19 protein-coding genes and 1 other RNA gene are annotated in these 17860 nt (G+C 62.2%); 9 read left to right on the top strand and 11 right to left on the bottom strand.

The features are described from left to right. Nucleotides 1–13 precede the first annotated feature (13 nt). The 9 genes from gcvH to HBO19_RS11885 all read right to left on the bottom strand — a co-directional run bounded on the left by gcvH (nucleotide 14) and on the right by HBO19_RS11885 (nucleotide 9459). On the bottom strand, nucleotides 14–397 hold the full coding sequence (gene gcvH / locus HBO19_RS11925; protein WP_170057562.1) for a glycine cleavage system protein GcvH: 384 nt from the start codon (nucleotides 395–397) through the stop codon (nucleotides 14–16). A gap of 52 nt (nucleotides 398–449) precedes the next feature. Continuing rightward, nucleotides 450–1532 carry a glycine cleavage system aminomethyltransferase GcvT gene (gene gcvT, locus HBO19_RS11920; protein ID WP_169955002.1) on the bottom strand — a complete coding sequence of 361 codons (1083 nt, stop codon included), beginning with the start codon at nucleotides 1530–1532 and terminating at the stop codon, nucleotides 450–452. A 156-nt stretch (nucleotides 1533–1688) separates the two neighbouring features. Then, nucleotides 1689–3305 (bottom strand): iron ABC transporter permease, encoded by a 1617-nt coding sequence (locus HBO19_RS11915; protein ID WP_169955003.1) that lies wholly within the window; start codon nucleotides 3303–3305, stop codon nucleotides 1689–1691. A 196-nt stretch (nucleotides 3306–3501) separates the two neighbouring features. Beyond that, entirely contained in the window at nucleotides 3502–4506 is a 1005-nt protein-coding gene (locus tag HBO19_RS11910; RefSeq protein ID WP_169955004.1) for an extracellular solute-binding protein, read from the bottom strand. A gap of 163 nt (nucleotides 4507–4669) precedes the next feature. After that, the gene (locus tag HBO19_RS11905; protein ID WP_170042271.1) at nucleotides 4670–5887 is read right to left on the bottom strand and encodes a 2-octaprenyl-3-methyl-6-methoxy-1,4-benzoquinol hydroxylase; all 1218 of its coding nucleotides are present in this window, start codon (nucleotides 5885–5887) and stop codon (nucleotides 4670–4672) included. Between the two features lie 9 nt (nucleotides 5888–5896). After that, nucleotides 5897–6382 (bottom strand): DUF4442 domain-containing protein, encoded by a 486-nt coding sequence (locus tag HBO19_RS11900; RefSeq protein WP_169955005.1) that lies wholly within the window; start codon nucleotides 6380–6382, stop codon nucleotides 5897–5899. After that, a complete protein-coding gene (gene ubiH, locus HBO19_RS11895; protein ID WP_170042110.1) occupies nucleotides 6375–7562 on the bottom strand; it encodes a 2-octaprenyl-6-methoxyphenyl hydroxylase in 1188 nt (395 codons plus the stop codon). Before ubiH ends, HBO19_RS11900 begins: the two co-directional genes overlap by 8 nt. Continuing rightward, nucleotides 7559–8881 (bottom strand): Xaa-Pro aminopeptidase, encoded by a 1323-nt coding sequence (pepP, locus tag HBO19_RS11890; protein WP_169955007.1) that lies wholly within the window; start codon nucleotides 8879–8881, stop codon nucleotides 7559–7561. The genes ubiH and pepP overlap by 4 nt, the downstream gene beginning before the upstream one ends. A gap of 20 nt (nucleotides 8882–8901) precedes the next feature. Continuing rightward, nucleotides 8902–9459: a YecA family protein gene (locus tag HBO19_RS11885; protein WP_169955008.1), complete on the bottom strand. Its 558-nt coding sequence runs from the start codon at nucleotides 9457–9459 to the stop codon at nucleotides 8902–8904. A gap of 137 nt (nucleotides 9460–9596) precedes the next feature. Here HBO19_RS11885 and HBO19_RS11880 point away from each other — a divergent pair, with 137 nt between their 5' ends. The 4 genes from HBO19_RS11880 to HBO19_RS11865 all read left to right on the top strand — a co-directional run bounded on the left by HBO19_RS11880 (nucleotide 9597) and on the right by HBO19_RS11865 (nucleotide 11021). Continuing rightward, nucleotides 9597–9806, top strand: coding sequence for a TIGR02449 family protein (locus HBO19_RS11880; RefSeq protein ID WP_057440444.1), 210 nt, complete (start codon nucleotides 9597–9599; stop codon nucleotides 9804–9806). Further along, on the top strand, nucleotides 9803–10120 hold the full coding sequence (locus tag HBO19_RS11875) for a cell division protein ZapA (RefSeq protein ID WP_029289530.1): 318 nt from the start codon (nucleotides 9803–9805) through the stop codon (nucleotides 10118–10120). The genes HBO19_RS11880 and HBO19_RS11875 overlap by 4 nt, the downstream gene beginning before the upstream one ends. A gap of 30 nt (nucleotides 10121–10150) precedes the next feature. Beyond that, nucleotides 10151–10329: non-coding RNA, 6S RNA (ssrS, locus tag HBO19_RS11870), on the top strand. Nucleotides 10330–10385: 56 nt separating this feature from the next. Next, complete coding sequence (locus HBO19_RS11865) at nucleotides 10386–11021, top strand: 5-formyltetrahydrofolate cyclo-ligase (protein WP_170057561.1); 636 nt, start codon at nucleotides 10386–10388, stop codon at nucleotides 11019–11021. A 2-nt stretch (nucleotides 11022–11023) separates the two neighbouring features. On the opposite strand, the gene HBO19_RS11860 is transcribed toward HBO19_RS11865, so the two are convergent. Then, complete coding sequence (locus HBO19_RS11860; RefSeq protein ID WP_169955010.1) at nucleotides 11024–11173, bottom strand: hypothetical protein; 150 nt, start codon at nucleotides 11171–11173, stop codon at nucleotides 11024–11026. Between the two features lie 195 nt (nucleotides 11174–11368). Between HBO19_RS11860 and HBO19_RS11855 the strand changes: the two genes are divergently transcribed. The 5 genes from HBO19_RS11855 to HBO19_RS11835 all read left to right on the top strand — a co-directional run bounded on the left by HBO19_RS11855 (nucleotide 11369) and on the right by HBO19_RS11835 (nucleotide 17302). Continuing rightward, nucleotides 11369–11818 carry an EVE domain-containing protein gene (locus tag HBO19_RS11855; RefSeq protein ID WP_169955011.1) on the top strand — a complete coding sequence of 150 codons (450 nt, stop codon included), beginning with the start codon at nucleotides 11369–11371 and terminating at the stop codon, nucleotides 11816–11818. Between the two features lie 86 nt (nucleotides 11819–11904). Next, nucleotides 11905–12870, top strand: coding sequence for an HlyD family efflux transporter periplasmic adaptor subunit (locus tag HBO19_RS11850; protein WP_170057560.1), 966 nt, complete (start codon nucleotides 11905–11907; stop codon nucleotides 12868–12870). Continuing rightward, nucleotides 12867–15584 carry a ribosome-associated ATPase/putative transporter RbbA gene (rbbA, locus tag HBO19_RS11845; protein ID WP_170057559.1) on the top strand — a complete coding sequence of 906 codons (2718 nt, stop codon included), beginning with the start codon at nucleotides 12867–12869 and terminating at the stop codon, nucleotides 15582–15584. Before HBO19_RS11850 ends, rbbA begins: the two co-directional genes overlap by 4 nt. Next, on the top strand, nucleotides 15584–16702 hold the full coding sequence (locus tag HBO19_RS11840; protein WP_169955014.1) for an ABC transporter permease: 1119 nt from the start codon (nucleotides 15584–15586) through the stop codon (nucleotides 16700–16702). Before rbbA ends, HBO19_RS11840 begins: the two co-directional genes overlap by 1 nt. A gap of 150 nt (nucleotides 16703–16852) precedes the next feature. Further along, nucleotides 16853–17302, top strand: coding sequence for a hypothetical protein (locus HBO19_RS11835; RefSeq protein ID WP_169955015.1), 450 nt, complete (start codon nucleotides 16853–16855; stop codon nucleotides 17300–17302). 62 nt (nucleotides 17303–17364) lie between these two features. Here HBO19_RS11835 and HBO19_RS11830 read toward each other — a convergent pair whose 3' ends face one another. Further along, complete coding sequence (locus HBO19_RS11830) at nucleotides 17365–17772, bottom strand: flagellar basal body-associated protein FliL (RefSeq protein WP_169955016.1); 408 nt, start codon at nucleotides 17770–17772, stop codon at nucleotides 17365–17367. Nucleotides 17773–17860 lie beyond the last annotated feature (88 nt).

The following is a 17860-nucleotide window of genomic DNA, read 5'->3' as shown; positions in this document are numbered from 1 at the left end:
GCAGGGGACGGTGTTATTCGCCGATGGCGGCTTTGTAGCCAGCGGCATCCAGCAGTTTTTCCAGTTCGGCGGCATTGCTTGGCTGGACCTTGAAGATCCAGGCCTCGTAAGGCTTTTCATTGAGCGACTCAGGGGCATCGGCCAACTCCTCGTTGACCGCAATCACTTCACCCGAAACCGGCGAGTAGATATCCGAAGCAGCCTTCACCGATTCGACTACGCCTGCGGCGTCGCCCGCGGCGAACACCTTGCCCACTTCCGCCAATTCAACAAACACCACATCACCCAACGCTTCCTGGGCGTGATCGGAGATCCCGACGGTCACGGTGCCATCCGCTTCCAGGCGTGCCCATTCGTGGCTTTCGGCAAAACGCAGTGCGGCAGGGATATCGCTCATAGTCTGTGTCCTCAAAAAGAAATGTCAGCGGCCATTGGCCTGCCGCAAAAGGTTAGATCAAGGTCTTGCCATGGCGCACGAAGGTCGGCTTGACCACTCGCACCGGGTACCACTTGCCGCGAATCTCTACTTCCGCGCGGTCAGCGGTTGCCATCGGTACACGCGCCAGGGCAATGGATTTACTCAGCGTAGGAGAGAAACTACCACTGGTGATCTCTCCTTCGCCAACATCGGCGATACGAACCACTTGATGAGCGCGTAAAACCCCGCGTTCTTCCAGCACCAAACCCACCAGCTTGAGCTGCACTCCGGCGGCCCGTTCAGCCTCCAGGGCGGCACGCCCGATGAAGTCGCGGCCCGCCGGTTCCCAGGCGATGCTCCAGGCCATATTGGCGGCCAACGGTGACACATTCAGGTGGATATCCTGGCCGTAGAGGTTCATGCCGGCCTCCAGGCGCAGGGTGTCACGCGCACCCAGGCCGATAGGCGAAATGCCCGCGCCCACCAGGTCGTTGAAAAAGCCCGGGGCCTGGTCGGCGGGCAGGACGATTTCCAGGCCATCTTCGCCGGTATAGCCTGTGCGTGCGATAAACCAGTCGCCGTCGGCGCGGCCCTCGAAAGGCTTGAGCTGGTGGATCAGCACGCCGCGAGACTGGGTGACCAGCTCGGCAATCTTGTGCCGGGCCTGGGGCCCCTGGATCGCCAGCATGGCCAGGTCCGGACGCTCACGCATCAGCACCTGATAGCTGCCCAACTGGGCCTGCATCCACGCGATATCCTGGTCGCGGGTGGCCGCATTGACCACCAGCCGGTAACCGTCTTCGGTGCGGTAGACAATCATGTCGTCCACCACCCCACCCTGCTCGTTGAGCATGGCGCTGTACAGCGCATGGCCGCAGCCATGCAAACGATCGACATCATTGGCCAGCAAGTACTGCAGCCACTCCCTGGCCTGGTGGCCTGAGATATCGATCACGGTCATGTGGGAAACATCAAACACCCCGCAGTCACGGCGCACCTGATGGTGCTCCTCGACTTGCGAGCCGTAGTGCAGAGGCATATCCCAACCGCCAAAATCGACCATTTTCGCGCCGAGGGCGAGATGCAGGTCATACAGAGGCGTACGCTGTCCCATGGGTTTCTCCTTCCGGGCGTGGCGAAGGTGCGGACGGTTGCCGTTCGGGCTACACACCTTGAAATACAAGGCCTGCAGCCACAATCAGCCACCCTGCCCGGAAGACGGGCCGCACCGAATGCCGCGCATTGTAGCCTCAAGCCGTAGGACTGGCACCTAACCGATTCGTCGCGCCGAACGTCGGATCAAGCCGATGACCGGCAACAGGCCGACCAACACCAGGGTCAGGGCGGGCAACGAGGCACGCGCCCACTCGCCCTCGCTGGTCATCTCGAAGATGCGTACCGCCAGCGTGTCCCAGCCGAATGGGCGCATCAGCAGGGTCGCGGGCATTTCCTTGAGCACATCGACAAACACCAGCAAGGCCGCGCTCAAGGTGCCAGGCAGTAAAAGTGGCAGATACACTTTGCAAAACAGTCGTGGCCCACTGACCCCCAGGCTGCGCGCTGCTTCCGGCAAGGACGGGCGGATGCGCGCCAGGCTGTTTTCCAGCGGGCCATAGGCCACGGCCAGGAAACGCACCAGATAGGCCATCACCAGCGCCGACAGGCTGCCCAGCAGCAAAGGTTTGCCAGCGCCGCCCAGCCAGCTGGAAACCGGAATCACCAACTCGCGGTCCAGATAGCTGAAAGCCAGCATGATCGACACCGCCAATACCGAACCCGGCAAGGCATAGCCCAGGTTTCCCAGGCTGACCCCGGAGCGGATAGCCCGGGTCGGCGCCAGGCGGTTGGCGAAGGCCAGCAGCAACGCCACGCTGACGGTGATCAGCGCGGCCATGCCGCCCAGGTAGAGGGTATGTACGATCAGCCCGGCATAGCGCTCGTCGAGGTCGAAACGCCCGCGCTGCCAGAACCAGGCCAGCAGCTGGAGCATCGGGATAACAAAGGCACAGGCAAACACCAGGGCGCACCAGCCGGTGGCGGCGGCGGCCTTGACGCCATGCAGGTGATAGAGCGCCTTGCCCCGCGGTCGCTCGTTGCTCGGGCGGCTGGCGCCACGGGCCCGGCGCTCGCCGTAGAGCACCAGCATGACCACCAACAGCAGCAGGCTCGCCAGTTGTGCGGCGCTGGACAGGCTGAAAAAGCCATACCAGGTCTTGTAGATGGCGGTGGTGAAGGTGTCGAAGTTAAACACCGACACCGCGCCGAAGTCCGCCAGGGTTTCCATCAAAGCCAAGGCTACGCCGGCGCCGATGGCCGGGCGCGCCATAGGTAGGGCCACCCGCCAGAACGCCTGCCAGGGCGACTGGCCCAGCACCCGCGCCGCTTCCATCAACCCCTTGCCCTGCGCCAGGAACGCGGTGCGCGCCAGCAGGTAGACGTAGGGATAGAACACCAGCACCAGCACGATGATCACGCCACTGGTGGAGCGCACGCGCGGCAGGCGCAGGCCCATGCCGAACCATTCACGCAGCAGGGTTTGTACCGGCCCGGAGAAATCCAGCAAACCCACGAAGACAAACGCCAGGACATAGGCCGGGATGGCAAACGGCAGCATCAACGCCCAGTCCAGCCAGCGCCGGCCGGGGAACTCGCAGAGGCTGGTCAGCCAGGCCAGGCTCACGCCCAGCACCGTTACGCCTACCCCGACGCCCACCACCAGGGTCAAGGTGTTGCCCAGCAGACGCGGCATCTGGGTGTCCCACAGGTGCGACCAGATTTGCGTGTCGATGCTTTGCCAGGACAGCAACAGGACACTCAGGGGCAGCAGCACCAGGGCGGCGACAGTGAAGACCGGCAGGTACCAGCGGCGTTGGGCGGGGTGGGCCAAAAGGAATTCTCAAGCAGTGGATGATTCGCAGGCCTGCACAAAACACTGTGGGAGCGGGCTTGTGTGGGAGCTGGCTTGCCTGCGATAGCATCACCCGGTATCGCTGATAAACCGAGGTGTCTGCATCGCAGGCAAGCCAGCTCCCACACAAGCCGCTCCCACATTAATTAGAACTGCGGCGTGCTACAAATTGTACTCAGTTCCAGCCCGCACGATCCATCAGGCGAATCGCCTCGGCCTGGCGCTTGCCCGCCACTTCCACCGGCAGGGTGTCCGCCTTGAACTTGCCCCAGCTCGCCACTTCAGCCGAAGGTTCTACCGCAGGGTTGGCCGGGAACTCCTGGTTGACGTCGGCAAAGATCTTCTGCGCCTCAGGCGTAGTCATCCACTCCACCAGAGCCTTGGCGGCTTCCGGGTGCGGGGCGTACTTGGTCAGGCCGATGCCCGACAGGTTGACGTGCACGCCACGGTCGCCCTGGTTCGGCCAGAACAGTTTCACCGCCAGTTTCGGGTCCTGCTTGTGCAGGCGGCCGTAGTAGTAGGTGTTGACGATACCCACATCGCACTGCCCGGCGTTGATTGCCTGCAGTACCGCAATGTCATCGGAGAAGACGTCGGTGGACAGGTTATTGACCCAGCCCTTGATGATTTCTTCAGTCTTTTCTGCGCCATGGGTTTCGATCAGGGTGGCGGTCAGCGACTGGTTGTAGACCTTCTTCGCGGTGCGCAGGCACAGGCGGCCTTCCCATTGCTTGTCGGCCAGGGCTTCGTAGGTGGTCAGCTCTGCCGGCTTCACGCGGTCGGTGGAGTAGGCGATGGTGCGCGCCCGCAGGCTCAAGCCCGTCCAGGCATGGCTGGAGGAGCGATATTGTGCAGGGATGTTGGCGTCGATCACCTTGGAGGTGAAGGGTTGCAGAATGCCCATCTGCTCGGCTTGCCAGAGGTTGCCACCATCGACGGTCAGCAGCAGGTCGGCGGTGGCGTTCTGGCCTTCGGCCTTGATGCGCTGCATCAGCGGCGCTTCCTTGTCGGTGATGAACTTCACCTGCACCCCGGTTTTCTTGGTGTAGGCGTCGAACACCGGCTTGATCAACTCGTCGATACGAGAGGAGTAGACCACCACTTCGTCAGCCGCCTGGACGGTGGTGCTGGCGATAAGGGTGAGTGCCAGGGCAGTCAGGAGGCGCTTGGGTGCCAACATAGGTGCGGTCTCTCGTAGGAAAAGTGAGCGCAAATGATAAGGACTCACATTTAGCATCTCAACCAAACACTGGGCGCAGGCGTTACGAGATGTTGCATGGGAAGAATTTACCCTGCGGCAACCGGCCTCATCGCCGGCAAGCCGGCTCCTAGCGGGAACGCACTCAGGGCTTGGCCAGGTCCGGCAGGTCGCCGGTCAAACCCAGCGCCTGACGCACGAACAGCGCCTTGGCCTCGGGCATTTGGTCGACCATTTTCAGCCCGGCATTGCGCAACCAGCGCAACGGCAGCTGGTCGGCCTGGAACAACCGTTCAAAGCCCTCCATCGCCGCCATCAGCGCCAGGTTGTGCGGCATGCGCCGGCGCTCGTAGCGACTGAGCACCTTCACATCTGCCAAGCGTTCACCGCGCTCGCACGCCTTTAGCAGCACCTCGGCCAACACCGCGGCGTCGAGGAAGCCCAGGTTCACGCCCTGCCCCGCCAACGGGTGAATAACGTGGGCTGCATCGCCAATCAGCGCCAGGCCTTCGGCGACGTAGCGCTTGGCGTGGCGCTGGCGCAGCGGTACGCACAGGCGTGGGTCGGCACTGACCACGCTGCCCAGGCGGCCCTCAAAAGCGCGCTCCAGTTCACCACAGAAGCTTTCGTCGTCCAGGGCCATCAAGCGTTCGGACTCGCTCGGCGTGGTCGACCAGACGATCGAGCACCAATCTTCGTGGCCATCGCGTACCAGCGGCAGGAACGCCAGCGGGCCATGGTCGGTGAAGCGCTGCCAGGCCGTACGCTGGTGCGGCTGGCTGCTGCGCACGCTGGTGACGATGGCGTGGTGCAGGTAATCCCATTCGCGTGTGGCGGTGCCGGTCAGGCGGCGCACGGCCGAGTTGGCGCCGTCGGCGGCGATCACCAGCGGCGCGCGCAGGGTGCGGCCATCGGCCAGGGTCAGCAGCCAGTCATCGCCGGAGCGGCGCATCTGCTCCAGGCGTGCGTTGGCCAGCAGGCCCAGGTCGCAGTCGTGCAGGCGCTCAAGCAGGGCGTCCTGGACCACACGGTTTTCGACGATATGCCCCAACACCTCGGCATGCACACTGGCCGCCGAGAAGTGGATCTGCCCGGTGCCGCTGCCATCCCAAACCTGCATTTCGCCGTAGGGGCTGGCGCGGCGACTGGCGATGCCGTCCCACACGCCCAGGCGTTCGAGGATGCGCTGGCTGGCGGCCGACAAGGCGCTCACCCGCGGTTCAAACGGAGCATCGGCGTCAAATGGCTTGACGCTCAACGGGCTGCCGTCGAGCAGCAGCACTTGCAGGCCACTGCCCTGCAACGCCAGCGCCAGGGCGCTTCCGACCATTCCGGCCCCGACAATCAGCACATCTGCGCGCATGTCCATGCTTTATGCCTGTTTCGCTGGCGGCTTGCGCCGCACGTAAAGGGTTTTGTCGACTCGCGCCACCAGGGTGCCGGAACCGTCGTAAATCTGCACCTTGAGGTGCGGCAAGTATTTCTCGCCGCCCTCGGTCTGGCGTCGCACTTCATCGAGCAAGGCCTGGTCGATGGAGAATTCGGCAAACACCGGGCCTTTGCCCGGCGAGATGAAATCGATGCTCGCCGCCTTGTCCCAGACGATGTAGTCGCGGCCCAGGTTCTCCATCAGCATCAGCATGTAGAACGGGTCGACCATCGAATACAGGCTGCCGCCAAACTGCGTACCGACGTAATTGCGGTTGTACCAGCCCAGGCCCATGCGCACCTTGGCGTGACAAAAGTCGGCACTCAGGTGCTGGACCCGCACCCCGGCGCCGAGGTACGGCGGGTACAGGCTCAAGAACCAGCGTAATAACCGCGCCTTGCCCAGGCGCTCCGTCAGCCACTTACGCATCGGGGCGCGTGCCCAGGCCCATGGCCTGCCGGGCGAACCAGCGTTTGGCCGGCGGCAGCAGGTCCAGGCCCAGCAGGCCGAGGTTACGCCCCATGGCGACCAGCGGTTGGCCGCTGCCGAACAGGCGGGTGACCTGGTCGGAGAAGCCCACGGTCAGTTGTTGATCCAGGCGCTGGCGTTCGCGGTAGGCCTGCAAGGTCGCCAGGTCACCCGGCACGGCGGGCCCGGCCAGCAACGCCTCGGCCAACGCATAGGCATCGCGCAGGGACAGGTTGAAACCCTGGCCGGCAATCGGGTGCAAGCTGTGGGCGGCGTTGCCCAGGACCACCAGGTGCGAGCGCACTTGCTCCTCGGCCTCCACCAGCGTCAGCGGATACAAGTGGCGCGCGCCGACCTGTTTCAGGGTGCCCAGGCGATAGCCAAACACGCCCTGCAACTCGCTGAGGAAACTGCGCTCATCCAACTGCGCCAGGCGCTGGGCGTCCATGCCGACGCGGGTCCAGACCAGCGCGCAACGGTTGTCCGCCAGCGGCAGCAAGGCCATCGGGCCTTCGTCGGTGAAACGCTCGAACGCCTCGCCGTTATGGGCTTCGCTGGGGGTGATGTTGGCGATCAGGGCACTCTGGTTGTAAGGCCGTTGCTTGACGCCAATGCCCAACTGCTCGCGCAGCCCGGAGCGGCCACCATCGGCCAGTACCGCAAGGTCGCACTCAATGACGGTTTCATCGTTGAGGGTCAGGCGGTAGCCATCGGCCAGCGGTTCCATGCGGCTGACTTCTGCGGGGCAGCGCCAACTGATCACGTCTTTGTCCAGGCCTTGCCACAGGCACTGCCCGAGCCAGGCGTTTTCCACCACATAGCCCAGGGCCGGTACGCCCTCTTCAAGGGCCGACAAGCGTGCGGTAGAGAAGCGCCCACGGTCGGAAACATGGATTTGCTTGATCGGTTCGGCACGTCGGGAAATGTCTTGCCACACACCCAGGCGCTGGTAGATCTGCCGCGCGCCAAAGGACAGCGCCGAGGAACGCGCGTCATAGCTCGGCTGGTAGCTGTCGCCGGGGGCGAAGGGTTCGATCAGCACGATTTTCCAGCCACGGGCCTTGGCCCCGGCCTGCAATGCCAAGGCCAGGCTGGCGCCCACCAGGCCGCCACCGATAATCGCCAGGTTGACCCGGCTCATCGGGCGGCCGCCATCAGTGCTTCAATCTCGGCCACGGTCTTGGGTACGCCACCGGTCAGAATTTCACAGCCTTGCTTGGTCACCACCACGTCATCCTCGATGCGCACGCCTATGCCACGCCATTTCTTTGCCACGTTCTGGTTGTCCGGGGCAATGTAGATGCCCGGCTCCACGGTCAGGGCCATGCCCACTTCCAGCACCCGCCATTCGCCGCCGACCTTGTACTCGCCCACATCATGCACATCCATGCCCAGCCAGTGCCCGGCGCGGTGCATGTAGAACGCCTTGTAGGCTTCGCTGGCGATCAACTCGTCCACATCACCCTGCAACAAGCCCAGCTTCACCAGCCCGGCGGTGATAACTTGCACCGTCGCCTCATGGGCCTGGTTCCAGTGCTTGTTCGGCGCGATCTGGGCAAAGGCGGCGTCCTGGGAGGCCAGCACAATTTCGTAGATCGCCTTCTGCTCGGCCGAGAACTTGCCATTGACCGGCCAGGTGCGGGTGATATCGCTGGCATAGCAGTCGATTTCACAACCGGCGTCGATCAACACCAGGTCCCCGTCCTTGAGCAGCGCGTCATTCTGCTGGTAGTGCAGGATGCAACTGTTGCGCCCCGAGGCGACGATGGAGCCATAGGCCGGCATCTTCGCCCCGCCCCGGCGGAATTCGTAGTCCAACTCGGCTTCCAGGCTGAACTCATGCAACCCGGCGCGGCTGGCCTGCATCGCCCGAATATGGGCCGCGCAGGAAATCCGCGCGGCTTCGCGCATGACCTTCACTTCTGCGGCGGATTTATACAGGCGCATGTCGTGCAGCAGATGATCCAGGGCAACGAATTCGTTCGGCGGCTGCGCACCGAGGTGCGCCTTGGAGCGGATCACGTTGATCCACTCCATCAGGTGCCGGTCGAATTCGGCATTGCTGCCCATGGCCGAGTACACCCGGTCGCGGCCTTCGATCAGGCCGGGCAGGATGTCGTCGATATCGGTAATCGGGAACGCATCGTCGGCGCCGTATTCGCGAATCGCGCCTTCGGTGCCAGCGCGCAGGCCGTCCCACAATTCGCGCTCGGCGTTGCGTTCACGGCAGAACAGCACGTATTCGCCGTGAATGCGCCCAGGCATCAGCACAATCACCGCTTCGGGCTCGGGGAAGCCGCTCAGGTACTGGAAGTCGCTGTCCTGGCGGTACACGTGCTCGACATCACGGTTGCGGATCGCCACGGCAGCGGCCGGCAGGATCGCGATGCTGTTGGGTTCCATCTGCGCCATGAGCGCCTTGCGGCGGCGGGTGTATTCCGCTTTGGGGATATGGATCATGGGCAGGTGGGTTCCCTCTCTTAGTGCAGCGACGGCTTGGTTGCAGCAGGTTCAGCAGACTTTTTGTTCTCGGTGAACAGCAGCAACGGCGCGACGCGCAGGTATTCCATGACTTCCATATAGTCGCCTTCGCCGTCTTCGGATTCTTCCAGGGCATCTTGCACCTGGGAGATGGCTGCGAGGTCCTGCAACACTTCCTTGGCGTCGGTGCTCAGCTCCAGGCCGCCGGCGTTCACGCCAAAGCCATGGAGGAAACCCTGGCACCATTGGCCCAGTGCAGCGGCACGCTCGGTGAGCGACGCATCGTCGGTTGGCAGCAGCAGGACCACGGTGACGTCATCACCGGTCAGTTCGCCTTTAACCATTTCTTGCAGGCCGATCAACGCGTTGCGCACGTTTTCGGTAGGCTCGGTTTCCAGCAGCTCGGCCACGTCGGCCAGCCAGTTGTCGGCGTCAAAACCGACGCCGGTGCAGCTACGGCCCAGCAGCACGCCATGCAGTTCGGCAGGCGAGCAAGGGTGACCGCTGGAGCTCAGCAGTTTGGAAAAAGCGTCGTACGGGGAGTTCTGAATAGGCATGATGAGCTAGGCGCCAGGCGGCGCGATGTCTAGAATGAAGCGCTGTATCCTAGCACCGGCAGACGCACCCGACTATCAAGGGCGTCAGATCGTTTATCCTGCAGTTGCCATTCATCAGACAAATCCAGTGGAACCCTATGGAAGACGCCGACTTGCAAGCGCTGATGGCCAGACTCGAATTGCTAATTACCCGGGTCGAGCAACTAAAGAGTCAAAACGGACTCCTATTAGCTCAGGAAAAGACCTGGCGCGAGGAACGCGCGCACCTCATTGAAAAAAACGAAATCGCCCGGCGTAAGGTCGAATCGATGATTTCGCGCCTGAAGGCCCTGGAGCAAGACTCATGAGTTCAAGCAATAGCGTCACCGTGCAGATTCTCGACAAAGAGTATTCGATCATCTGCCCCCAGGAGGAGCGCAGCAACCTGGTGAGCGCCGCCCGCTACCTGGATGGCAAGATGCGTGAAATCCGCAGCAGCGGCAAAGTCATCGGCGCCGACCGTATCGCCGTGATGGCCGCGCTGAACATTACCCACGATTTGCTGCATAAGCAGGAACGCCCTGACGTACAGGCCAGTGGTTCGACACGCGAGCAAGTGCGTGACCTGCTCGAGCGCGTCGACCTGGTGCTTTCTACCGACCAGGAACCACCCAAGGGCTGATCGCCGCGTCTATTTCGGGTATACTCGCCTCACTCCCTGGCGTGCTTGCCAGTCGGCGATGTCCCTGAGCCGATTCGCACTACCCTGGAAGTTGCACGTTGGGCTGGTGTGCATGTCCGCTAGACGGAAAGCCTTAAAGCCTACTGCATCTTCCACCTTGAACTTTCGGGTTCAAGGGCTAAGTCGACAGCGGTTCTGTCGGGGAGCCTGATTCCCAAACTCAATGCCAGTCCCCGGACTGGCATTGTTTTATGAGCCGAACACCATGACCGAACCTGCGCCACTTTCCCGTCCGCACCTTCGACGCATGTTGCGCAAGGCCCGCCGCGCCCTGACGCCGAGCGAGCAACGCCAGGCCGCGCTTGGCCTGTATCGGCAACTGGCACAGCACCCGCTGTTTCGCCGGGCCAAACATATCTCCCTGTACCTGTCGACGGATGGCGAAATCGATCCGCGCTTGCTGCTGCGCGCTGCCCAGCGCCGGGGCAAGGCCACCTACCTGCCAGTGCTCAGCGCCTGGCCTCGGACCAAGATGGTGTTCCAACGCGTGCGCCCTGGGGAAAAGCTTGCGCCCAACCGCTTTGGCATTCTTGAGCCACGGGTCAATGTCGGGCGCCAGCGCAAGGTCTGGGCCCTGGACCTGGTGCTGCTGCCGTTGGTGGGTTTTGATGACGCGGGCGGGCGGCTGGGCATGGGCGGCGGTTTTTACGATCGCAGCCTGGCGTACCTGGCGCGCCGCTCGTCGTGGCGCAAGCCGACGCTACTGGGGCTGGCCCATGAGTGCCAGAAGGTCGAACGCCTGGCGCAGGCAAGCTGGGATGTGCCGTTGAATGGCACCGTTACCGATAGAAGATGGTATGTCGCAGAGGGGACGCCGCTGGACTCAACGGCGCCGAAATAGCGTCAACGCTTGAAGGTTTGTTGTTGCTGCTGTGCAAATTCAACCGGGGCTTGGGTCTTGTTCGACCATAGGCTTTGCGCATACCCGGTGGTCACGACGCCCAGACCGAACAAAATAACCAAAATCCATAGTAAATCCGGTTTGCGTTTCATCGATTGCCCCCCTTCAGGCATATCACACACGATGACGGCAACGTTCCAAAGTAGTCCGTTCCAGCTGCGTCAAGCTTAAAATCCCGGCATTCTGCGTTAACGTGAACCAACACGCAAACCTTGGCGTCAACCGACCGTCGGTTTGTCATGAAATTGACAGACAAGCTGCCCAATCCCCTGCAAAGGAGCAAAACCATGGCCTATTGGCTGATGAAATCCGAGCCCGATGAGCTGTCCATCAAGGGCCTGGAAAAACTCGGCGAGGCGCGCTGGGACGGCGTGCGCAATTACCAGGCGCGCAATTTCCTGCGGGCCATGGCCGTGGGCGACGCGTTCTTCTTTTACCACTCCAGTTGCCCGGAACCGGGCATTGCCGGCGTAGGGAAAATCATCGAAGCGGCTTACCCCGACCCGACCGCGCTGGAGCCTGATAGCCATTACTTCGATGCCAAGGCCACCACCGAGAAGAATCCGTGGAGCGCCATCACCGTGGCCCACGTCGAAACCTTCCCCAAAGTCCTCGGGCTGGGTTACCTCAAGCAACAGACAGCCCTGGCCGAATTGCCGCTGGTGCAAAAAGGCAGTCGCCTGTCAGTGATGCCAGTCACAGCGGAGCAATGGGCGGCGGTCATGGCGCTGCGCTAACGCCTAAAGGTATTCATTTGACCGGTATCAACGGCTATCGGTTACGATCCCGGCAAACTAGGACGCTAACACCGCAGGATGCACCCATGTCGACGTCACATCGCAGTTCGCAATTCTTCGCCTTTCTCCTGATTTTGCTGTTGGTGGCCGCCGGCGGCTTCGGTTACTGGAAGTCCACCCTCGACCGCCTGCCGGAAGGCTTGAGCATGGGCAACGGCCGACTGGAATCCACCGAAGTGCAGATCGCCACCAAGATCCCCGGCCGCTTGGCCGAGGTGCGGGTCGATGAAGGCGACAAGGTGCTCAAGGGCCAACTGCTGGCGCGTATCGACACCCGCACCCTGGAAGCCCAGCGTTCCCAGGCCGAAGCCGAAGTACTGCGGGCCAAGGAGAACTTCGCCGCTGCCGAAGCCAACGTGCAATTGCGCCAGAGCGAGAACCTGCTGGCCAGCCAGGAACTCAAGCGCACCCAAGAGCTGTACCGCCGCGGTTTCGCCAGCGCGCAGTTGATCGACCAGCAGCAGGCACGCCAGAACACCGGCAATGCGGCGGTGGTGGCCGCCCAGGCCCAGGTGAATGCGGTCAAGGCCGCCATTGGTGCCGCCGAGGCCCAGGTGACGCAACTGACCAGCGAAATCGACGACAGCAGCCTGCGCGCGCCCATCGACGGCATCATTCAACTGCGCCTGGCCGAACCTGGCGAAGTGCTCGGCGCCGGTGGGCGGGTGTTGTTGCTGATCGATCCGAATGACCAGTACATGAACCTCTACCTGCCCGCCTCCGTCACCGGTCGCCTGACCGTGGGCAGTGAAGCGCGGATCGTGCTCGATGCCCTGCCGGATCAGCCGCTGCCAGCGAAAATCAGCTTTGTCGCGGCCAAATCCCAGTTCACCCCCAAAGAAGTGGAAACCCGCGACGAGCGCCAGAAACTGGTGTTTCGCGTCAAGCTGCGCCTGACTCAACCAAGCGCCGTGCCCCAGGCCAAGCCCGGCATGCCCGGCGCCGGCTACGTGCGCACTGCCGACCTGGACTGGCCGGCCAACCTGCAATGAACGGGCTGGCGCTGCACGCCACGGGCATCAACCACCGCTACGGCAAGCAACAGGCGCTGATCGACATCGCCTTCAGCCTGCCGGCTGGCACCCGCTGCGGCCTGATCGGCCCCGATGGCGCGGGCAAGTCGAGCCTGCTGGGCTTGATCGCCGGGGTCAAAAAGCTGCAGACCGGTGACTTGCAGGTGCTGGGCGGTTCCATCGAAGACCGCCGCCACCGCAACAGCCTGTACCCGTTGATCGCCTTTATGCCCCAGGGCCTGGGCGGCAACCTGTATCCAGAGCTGTCCATCAGCGAGAACATCCGTTTTTTCGCCACCCTGTTTGGCCTGTCCACAGCCGATTGCGACCAGCGCATGCACAACCTGTTGCTGGCCACCGACCTGGCACGCTTCGCCGACCGCCCCGCGGGCAAGCTGTCGGGCGGGATGAAGCAAAAACTGGGGCTGTGCTGCGCGCTGATCCACGATCCGGACCTGCTGATCCTCGATGAACCGACTACCGGCGTCGACCCTTTGTCACGCCGGCGCTTCTGGGAACTGGTAGAAACCGTACGCAGCGAGCGCCCACAACTGACGCTGCTGGTGGCCACGGCCTACATGGAAGAAGCCGAGCAGTTCGAGCACTGCCTGATGCTCGACCGCGGCAAGCTGATTGCCGATGGCCTGAGCCGTGACCTGGCTGCTGTTACGCCCAGTGGCAAGCTGGATGACGCGTTCACCCATTTCCAGGGCGACAGCGCGCACAACAACCAGCCGCTGGTGATCCCCCCTCGGGCTAACGACAACACCGATATCGCCATCGAAGCCCACGACCTGACCCTGCGTTTTGGCGACTTCACCGCTGTCAACAAAGTCAGCTTCGCCATTGGCCGTGGCGAGATCTTCGGCTTTCTCGGCTCCAACGGCTGCGGCAAGACCACCACCATGAAAGTCCTCACCGGGCTGATGCCGGCCAGTGAAGGCAGCGCCACGCTGCTGGGCAACCCGGTGAATGCCAAGGACCTGGCGACCCGCAAGCGCGTGGGTTTCATGTCCCAGAGCTTCTCGCTGTACGGCGAACTCAGCGTGCGCCAGAACCTGGTGCTGCACGCACAGCTATTTGACCTGCCCAAGGCCGACAGCGGCCCACGCATCGAAGAATTGATCCAGCGTTTTGACCTGGGCAGCGTCGCCGAACAACCCTCCGGCGAGTTGCCCCTGGGCTTGCGCCAGCGCCTGTCCCTGGCCGTGGCGGTGCTGCATCGCCCGGAAGTGCTGATCCTCGACGAACCCACCTCCGGTGTGGACCCCGCCGCACGCGACGATTTCTGGCGCTTGCTGGTGGAGTTGTCCCGCGAGCAAGGGGTGACGATTTTCCTCTCCACCCACTTTATGAACGAAGCCCAGCGCTGCGACCGCATCTCGTTGATGCACGCAGGCAAGGTGCTGGCCTGCGACACGCCAGATGCCCTGCAACGACAATTCCACGGCGAGACCCTGGAAGCCGCGTTCGTCACCTGCCTGGAGCAAGCCCAAAAAACCCCGGAAACCGCCGCGCCCAGCGCGAGCGTCAGCACGCCGACCACGCCGCCCGTCAGCAAGCGCGGCTTCAGCCTGGCGCGCCTGCTGGCGGTGGCCAGCCGTGAAGGCAAGGAACTGCTGCGCGACAAAGTGCGCATGGCCTTTGCCCTGCTCGGGGCGATTTTCATGATGGTGATCTTCGGCTACGGCATTTCCCTGGACGTGGAGAAGCTCGCCTTCGCCGTGTATGACCAGGACCAGACGCCGCAAAGCCGCGCCTATCTGGAGGCCTTTCGCAGTTCGCGCTACTTCGCCGAACAGCCGCCGATCACTGATTCGGCCGAGCTGCACCGGCGCCTGCAACGTTCGGAAATCAAACTGGCCCTGGAAATTCCGCCCGGCTTTGGCCGCGACCTCTACGCCGGGCGCCAACCAGCGGTGGCCGCCTGGCTCGATGGAGGTATGCCGTTTCGCGCCGAGACCAGCCGCAATTATGTAGAAGCCGTACACCAGGCCAACCTGCAGCAACTGGCCGAACTCAACAGCACACCGCTGTCCCAACCGGCCGCGGCCAAGCTGGAAACGCGCTTTCGCTACAACCAGGACGTGGTCAGCGTAAATGCCATCGGCCCGGGTGTGATGGCGCTGATCCTGGCGTTTATCCCGGCCATGCTCACCGCCCTGGGCATCGTGCGCGAGAAGGAACTGGGCTCGATCACCAACTTCTACGCCACGCCCCTTACCCGCCTGGAGTTCCTCCTTGGCAAACAGGCGCCGTACCTGGTGATCAGCCTGATCAACCTGGCCTTGCTGGTGGCGATGAACCGCTGGCTGTTCGGCGTGCCGTTCAAGGGCAGCGGCCTGACCCTGGCGTTTGGCGGCCTGCTGTATGTGCTGGCCACCACCAGCATGGGCCTGCTGATTTCCGCGTTCACCCGCACCCAGATCGCGGCGATCCTCGGCACCATGATCATCACCAGCCTGCCGACCATCCAGTTCTCCGGGTTGATCGTGCCGCGCTCGTCCCTGGAAGGGGCGGCGGCGCTGATGGGGATGTTGTTTCCCGCCGGTTACTTCCTGGATGTCGCCGTCGGCACCTTCACCAAAGCCCTGGACCTGCGCCAACTGTGGCCCCAGTGCCTGGCGCTGTTCGGGTTTTTCCTGGGGTTCACCGGGCTGAGCCTGGTCATGCTCAAGAAGCAGGAGGCCTGATGCACAAGTTCGCCCATATCCTGCGCCTGGGAGTCAAAGAGCTCACCAGCCTGCGCCACGACAGCGTGCTGCTGCTGTTTCTGTTCTATGCCTTCACCGTCGCCATCTACATGCCGGCGGCCGGCTCGGTGATTGGCGTGCACAACGCCAGTGTGGCCTTTGTCGATGAAGACCACGGCCAATTGTCGCGCCAGTTGGCCGAAGCCCTGCAGCCACCGGAGTTCCAGCCTGCCGTGCCACTGCCCTACGACCAGTTGGACAAGGTCATGGACAGCGGCCAGTACACTTTCGTGATCAACGTGCCGGCCAATTTCCAGGCCGACCTGTTGGCCGGACGCCAGCCGAGCGTGCAGGTCAACGTGGATGCCACGGCCATGAGCCAGGCGTTTATGGGCGCGGGCTATATAGGGCGGATTTTCCAGCGCGAACTGCTGACCTACGGTGGCCAGTCCGACGCCAGCCAGCGCGCGCCAGCGGCCCTCACCACCCGCGCGTTGTTCAACACCAACCTGGAAGGTGGCTGGTTCCTGGCGGTGATCCAGATCGTCAACAACATCACCATCCTCGCCATCGTACTGACCGGCACCGCCCTGCTGCGCGAACGCGAGCACGGCACCCTCGACCATTTGCTGGTGCTGCCGCTGACCGCCCTGGAAATCATGCTGGCAAAAATCTGGAGCAATATGCTGGTGGTGGTGCTGTGTACCTGGCTGTCCCTGGAAGTGGTGGTCAAGGGCCTGCTCGGCGTGCCGCTGGCCGGCTCGTTGAGCCTGTTCCTGCTGGTGACGGCGTTATACCTGTTTGCCAGCACCGCCTTGGGCATCTTCCTTGCCACCCTCGCCCGCTCGACGCCGCAGTTCGGCTTGCTGGCGATCCCGGTGATCATTCCGATGCTGCTGTTATCAGGCGGCAGTACGCCGTTGGACAGCATGCCCGAATGGTTGCAATGGGTGATGCAGGGCTCGCCGTCCACGCACTTTGTGAGTTTGAGTGCGGCGATTCTGTTCCGGGATGCGGGGGTGAGCGTGGTGTGGCCGGATTTGCTGGCGCTGGCGGGAATTGGGTTGCTGTTTTTTGCGGTGGCGTTGGCGCGGTTCAGGAAGAGTCTGGCGTCTTGAACTATCACTTGTAAATTATAAAAACCACTAAGCCTATTAAAAAACAAAATAAAAAACTGTCATTTATGACAGTAGCCGGCATTCCTCTCCCCTTGTTAGCTTGAACAGCCAACCACGAACTTATCGCCGTAGCACCCCGGGAGAGCGAAAATGGTCAATAAATCAGATTCGGATAACAGTGGCTCCAGCGACGCTGCCACCCCAGAGGTCATAGAGATTAAGATCGACTCGAATAACCCCAACGGAAAAACAACAGTTACAGGGGAGTATTCATTGCATGGATATAAAGGAGCGATAGAGGTTGAATACACCTGGAGAAGTAATGTCTACACGATAACTGCGCTCAGATATCTATTCGAGCGTACTGCGGTAACGGGTAAAAACCCCCGCTTCGAAATCACCAGAGACACCGACGGCCCCAGCGGCCCCACATTGTCAGTCAACCCTCCACAAGATGGCCAATGGCACTCTTGGGGTTCATCAATGAGCTACCAAACAGCCAACACAGCACTATTTTTCACTTTCTACTTTATCTTCGACGCGCCCCCCGAGGGGGTATGGAGAACAGATAGAAAAATACTGAAGCTCACTGTGTACTAACTATTACAACCAGCAACTTAGTTGCTGGTTTTTTAAACCATCAAAAGCTCCCCCACTCTGACCTATTGAATGATCAGGTTGTTAAACAACAAATCCTCAACCACCGGCTTGCCCGTCTCATCGTTCATCACTTGCTGAGCCTGCTTCAGCGCTTCCTGGCGCAACTTCTCCTTGCCCTCGACACTGCCCATGCTCTCGACTGTCTGCTGGGTAAACAACGCCACCAGTTGATTGCGAATCAGCGGCTCATTGGCCTTGATCGCCGCCGCCGCTTCCGGGCCGGTCACGCGCAGGGCCACGTCGGCCTTGTATACCCGCAGTTTCGGGCCGCCATCCAGGGCGTAGTTGCCGACAAAAGGCGGCGTCAGGCTGTAATAGCTGACCTTGGGCGCTTCGCCTTCCTTGGCTTCTTCGGCATGGGCTGCCATCGGCAACGTCAGGGCCAGCATCAACAGGATCCACGCTTTCACAGTTCATTCCTCATATTCGGTGGCCAGTAGCATAACGCTAGCAAGGCAGAGCACAAGCTTATGGCGACTTATCAGGCCGGGGCATGCT

Origin of the sequence: Pseudomonas sp. WS 5021 (genome assembly GCF_012985535.1) — a bacterium.
Lineage (GTDB): Bacteria > Pseudomonadota > Gammaproteobacteria > Pseudomonadales > Pseudomonadaceae > Aquipseudomonas.
This window is presented reverse-complemented; position numbering and strand designations above follow the sequence as displayed.

What these genes read in the sequence shown, in the direction of transcription:
- gcvH (WP_170057562.1), bottom strand. Translation starts at nt 397, where the DNA reads ATGAGCGATATCCCTGCCGCACTGCGTTTTGCCGAAAGCCACGAATGG.
- gcvT (WP_169955002.1), bottom strand. Translation starts at nt 1,532, where the DNA reads ATGGGACAGCGTACGCCTCTGTATGACCTGCATCTCGCCCTCGGCGCG.
- HBO19_RS11910 (WP_169955004.1), bottom strand. Translation starts at nt 4,506, where the DNA reads ATGTTGGCACCCAAGCGCCTCCTGACTGCCCTGGCACTCACCCTTATC.
- HBO19_RS11905 (WP_170042271.1), bottom strand. Translation starts at nt 5,887, where the DNA reads ATGCGCGCAGATGTGCTGATTGTCGGGGCCGGAATGGTCGGAAGCGCC.
- HBO19_RS11900 (WP_169955005.1), bottom strand. Translation starts at nt 6,382, where the DNA reads ATGCGTAAGTGGCTGACGGAGCGCCTGGGCAAGGCGCGGTTATTACGC.
- ubiH (WP_170042110.1), bottom strand. Translation starts at nt 7,562, where the DNA reads ATGAGCCGGGTCAACCTGGCGATTATCGGTGGCGGCCTGGTGGGCGCC.
- pepP (WP_169955007.1), bottom strand. Translation starts at nt 8,881, where the DNA reads ATGATCCATATCCCCAAAGCGGAATACACCCGCCGCCGCAAGGCGCTC.
- HBO19_RS11885 (WP_169955008.1), bottom strand. Translation starts at nt 9,459, where the DNA reads ATGCCTATTCAGAACTCCCCGTACGACGCTTTTTCCAAACTGCTGAGC.
- HBO19_RS11880 (WP_057440444.1), top strand. Translation starts at nt 9,597, where the DNA reads ATGGAAGACGCCGACTTGCAAGCGCTGATGGCCAGACTCGAATTGCTA.
- HBO19_RS11875 (WP_029289530.1), top strand. Translation starts at nt 9,803, where the DNA reads ATGAGTTCAAGCAATAGCGTCACCGTGCAGATTCTCGACAAAGAGTAT.
- HBO19_RS11865 (WP_170057561.1), top strand. Translation starts at nt 10,386, where the DNA reads ATGACCGAACCTGCGCCACTTTCCCGTCCGCACCTTCGACGCATGTTG.
- HBO19_RS11860 (WP_169955010.1), bottom strand. Translation starts at nt 11,173, where the DNA reads ATGAAACGCAAACCGGATTTACTATGGATTTTGGTTATTTTGTTCGGT.
- HBO19_RS11855 (WP_169955011.1), top strand. Translation starts at nt 11,369, where the DNA reads ATGGCCTATTGGCTGATGAAATCCGAGCCCGATGAGCTGTCCATCAAG.
- HBO19_RS11850 (WP_170057560.1), top strand. Translation starts at nt 11,905, where the DNA reads ATGTCGACGTCACATCGCAGTTCGCAATTCTTCGCCTTTCTCCTGATT.
- rbbA (WP_170057559.1), top strand. Translation starts at nt 12,867, where the DNA reads ATGAACGGGCTGGCGCTGCACGCCACGGGCATCAACCACCGCTACGGC.
- HBO19_RS11840 (WP_169955014.1), top strand. Translation starts at nt 15,584, where the DNA reads ATGCACAAGTTCGCCCATATCCTGCGCCTGGGAGTCAAAGAGCTCACC.
- HBO19_RS11835 (WP_169955015.1), top strand. Translation starts at nt 16,853, where the DNA reads ATGGTCAATAAATCAGATTCGGATAACAGTGGCTCCAGCGACGCTGCC.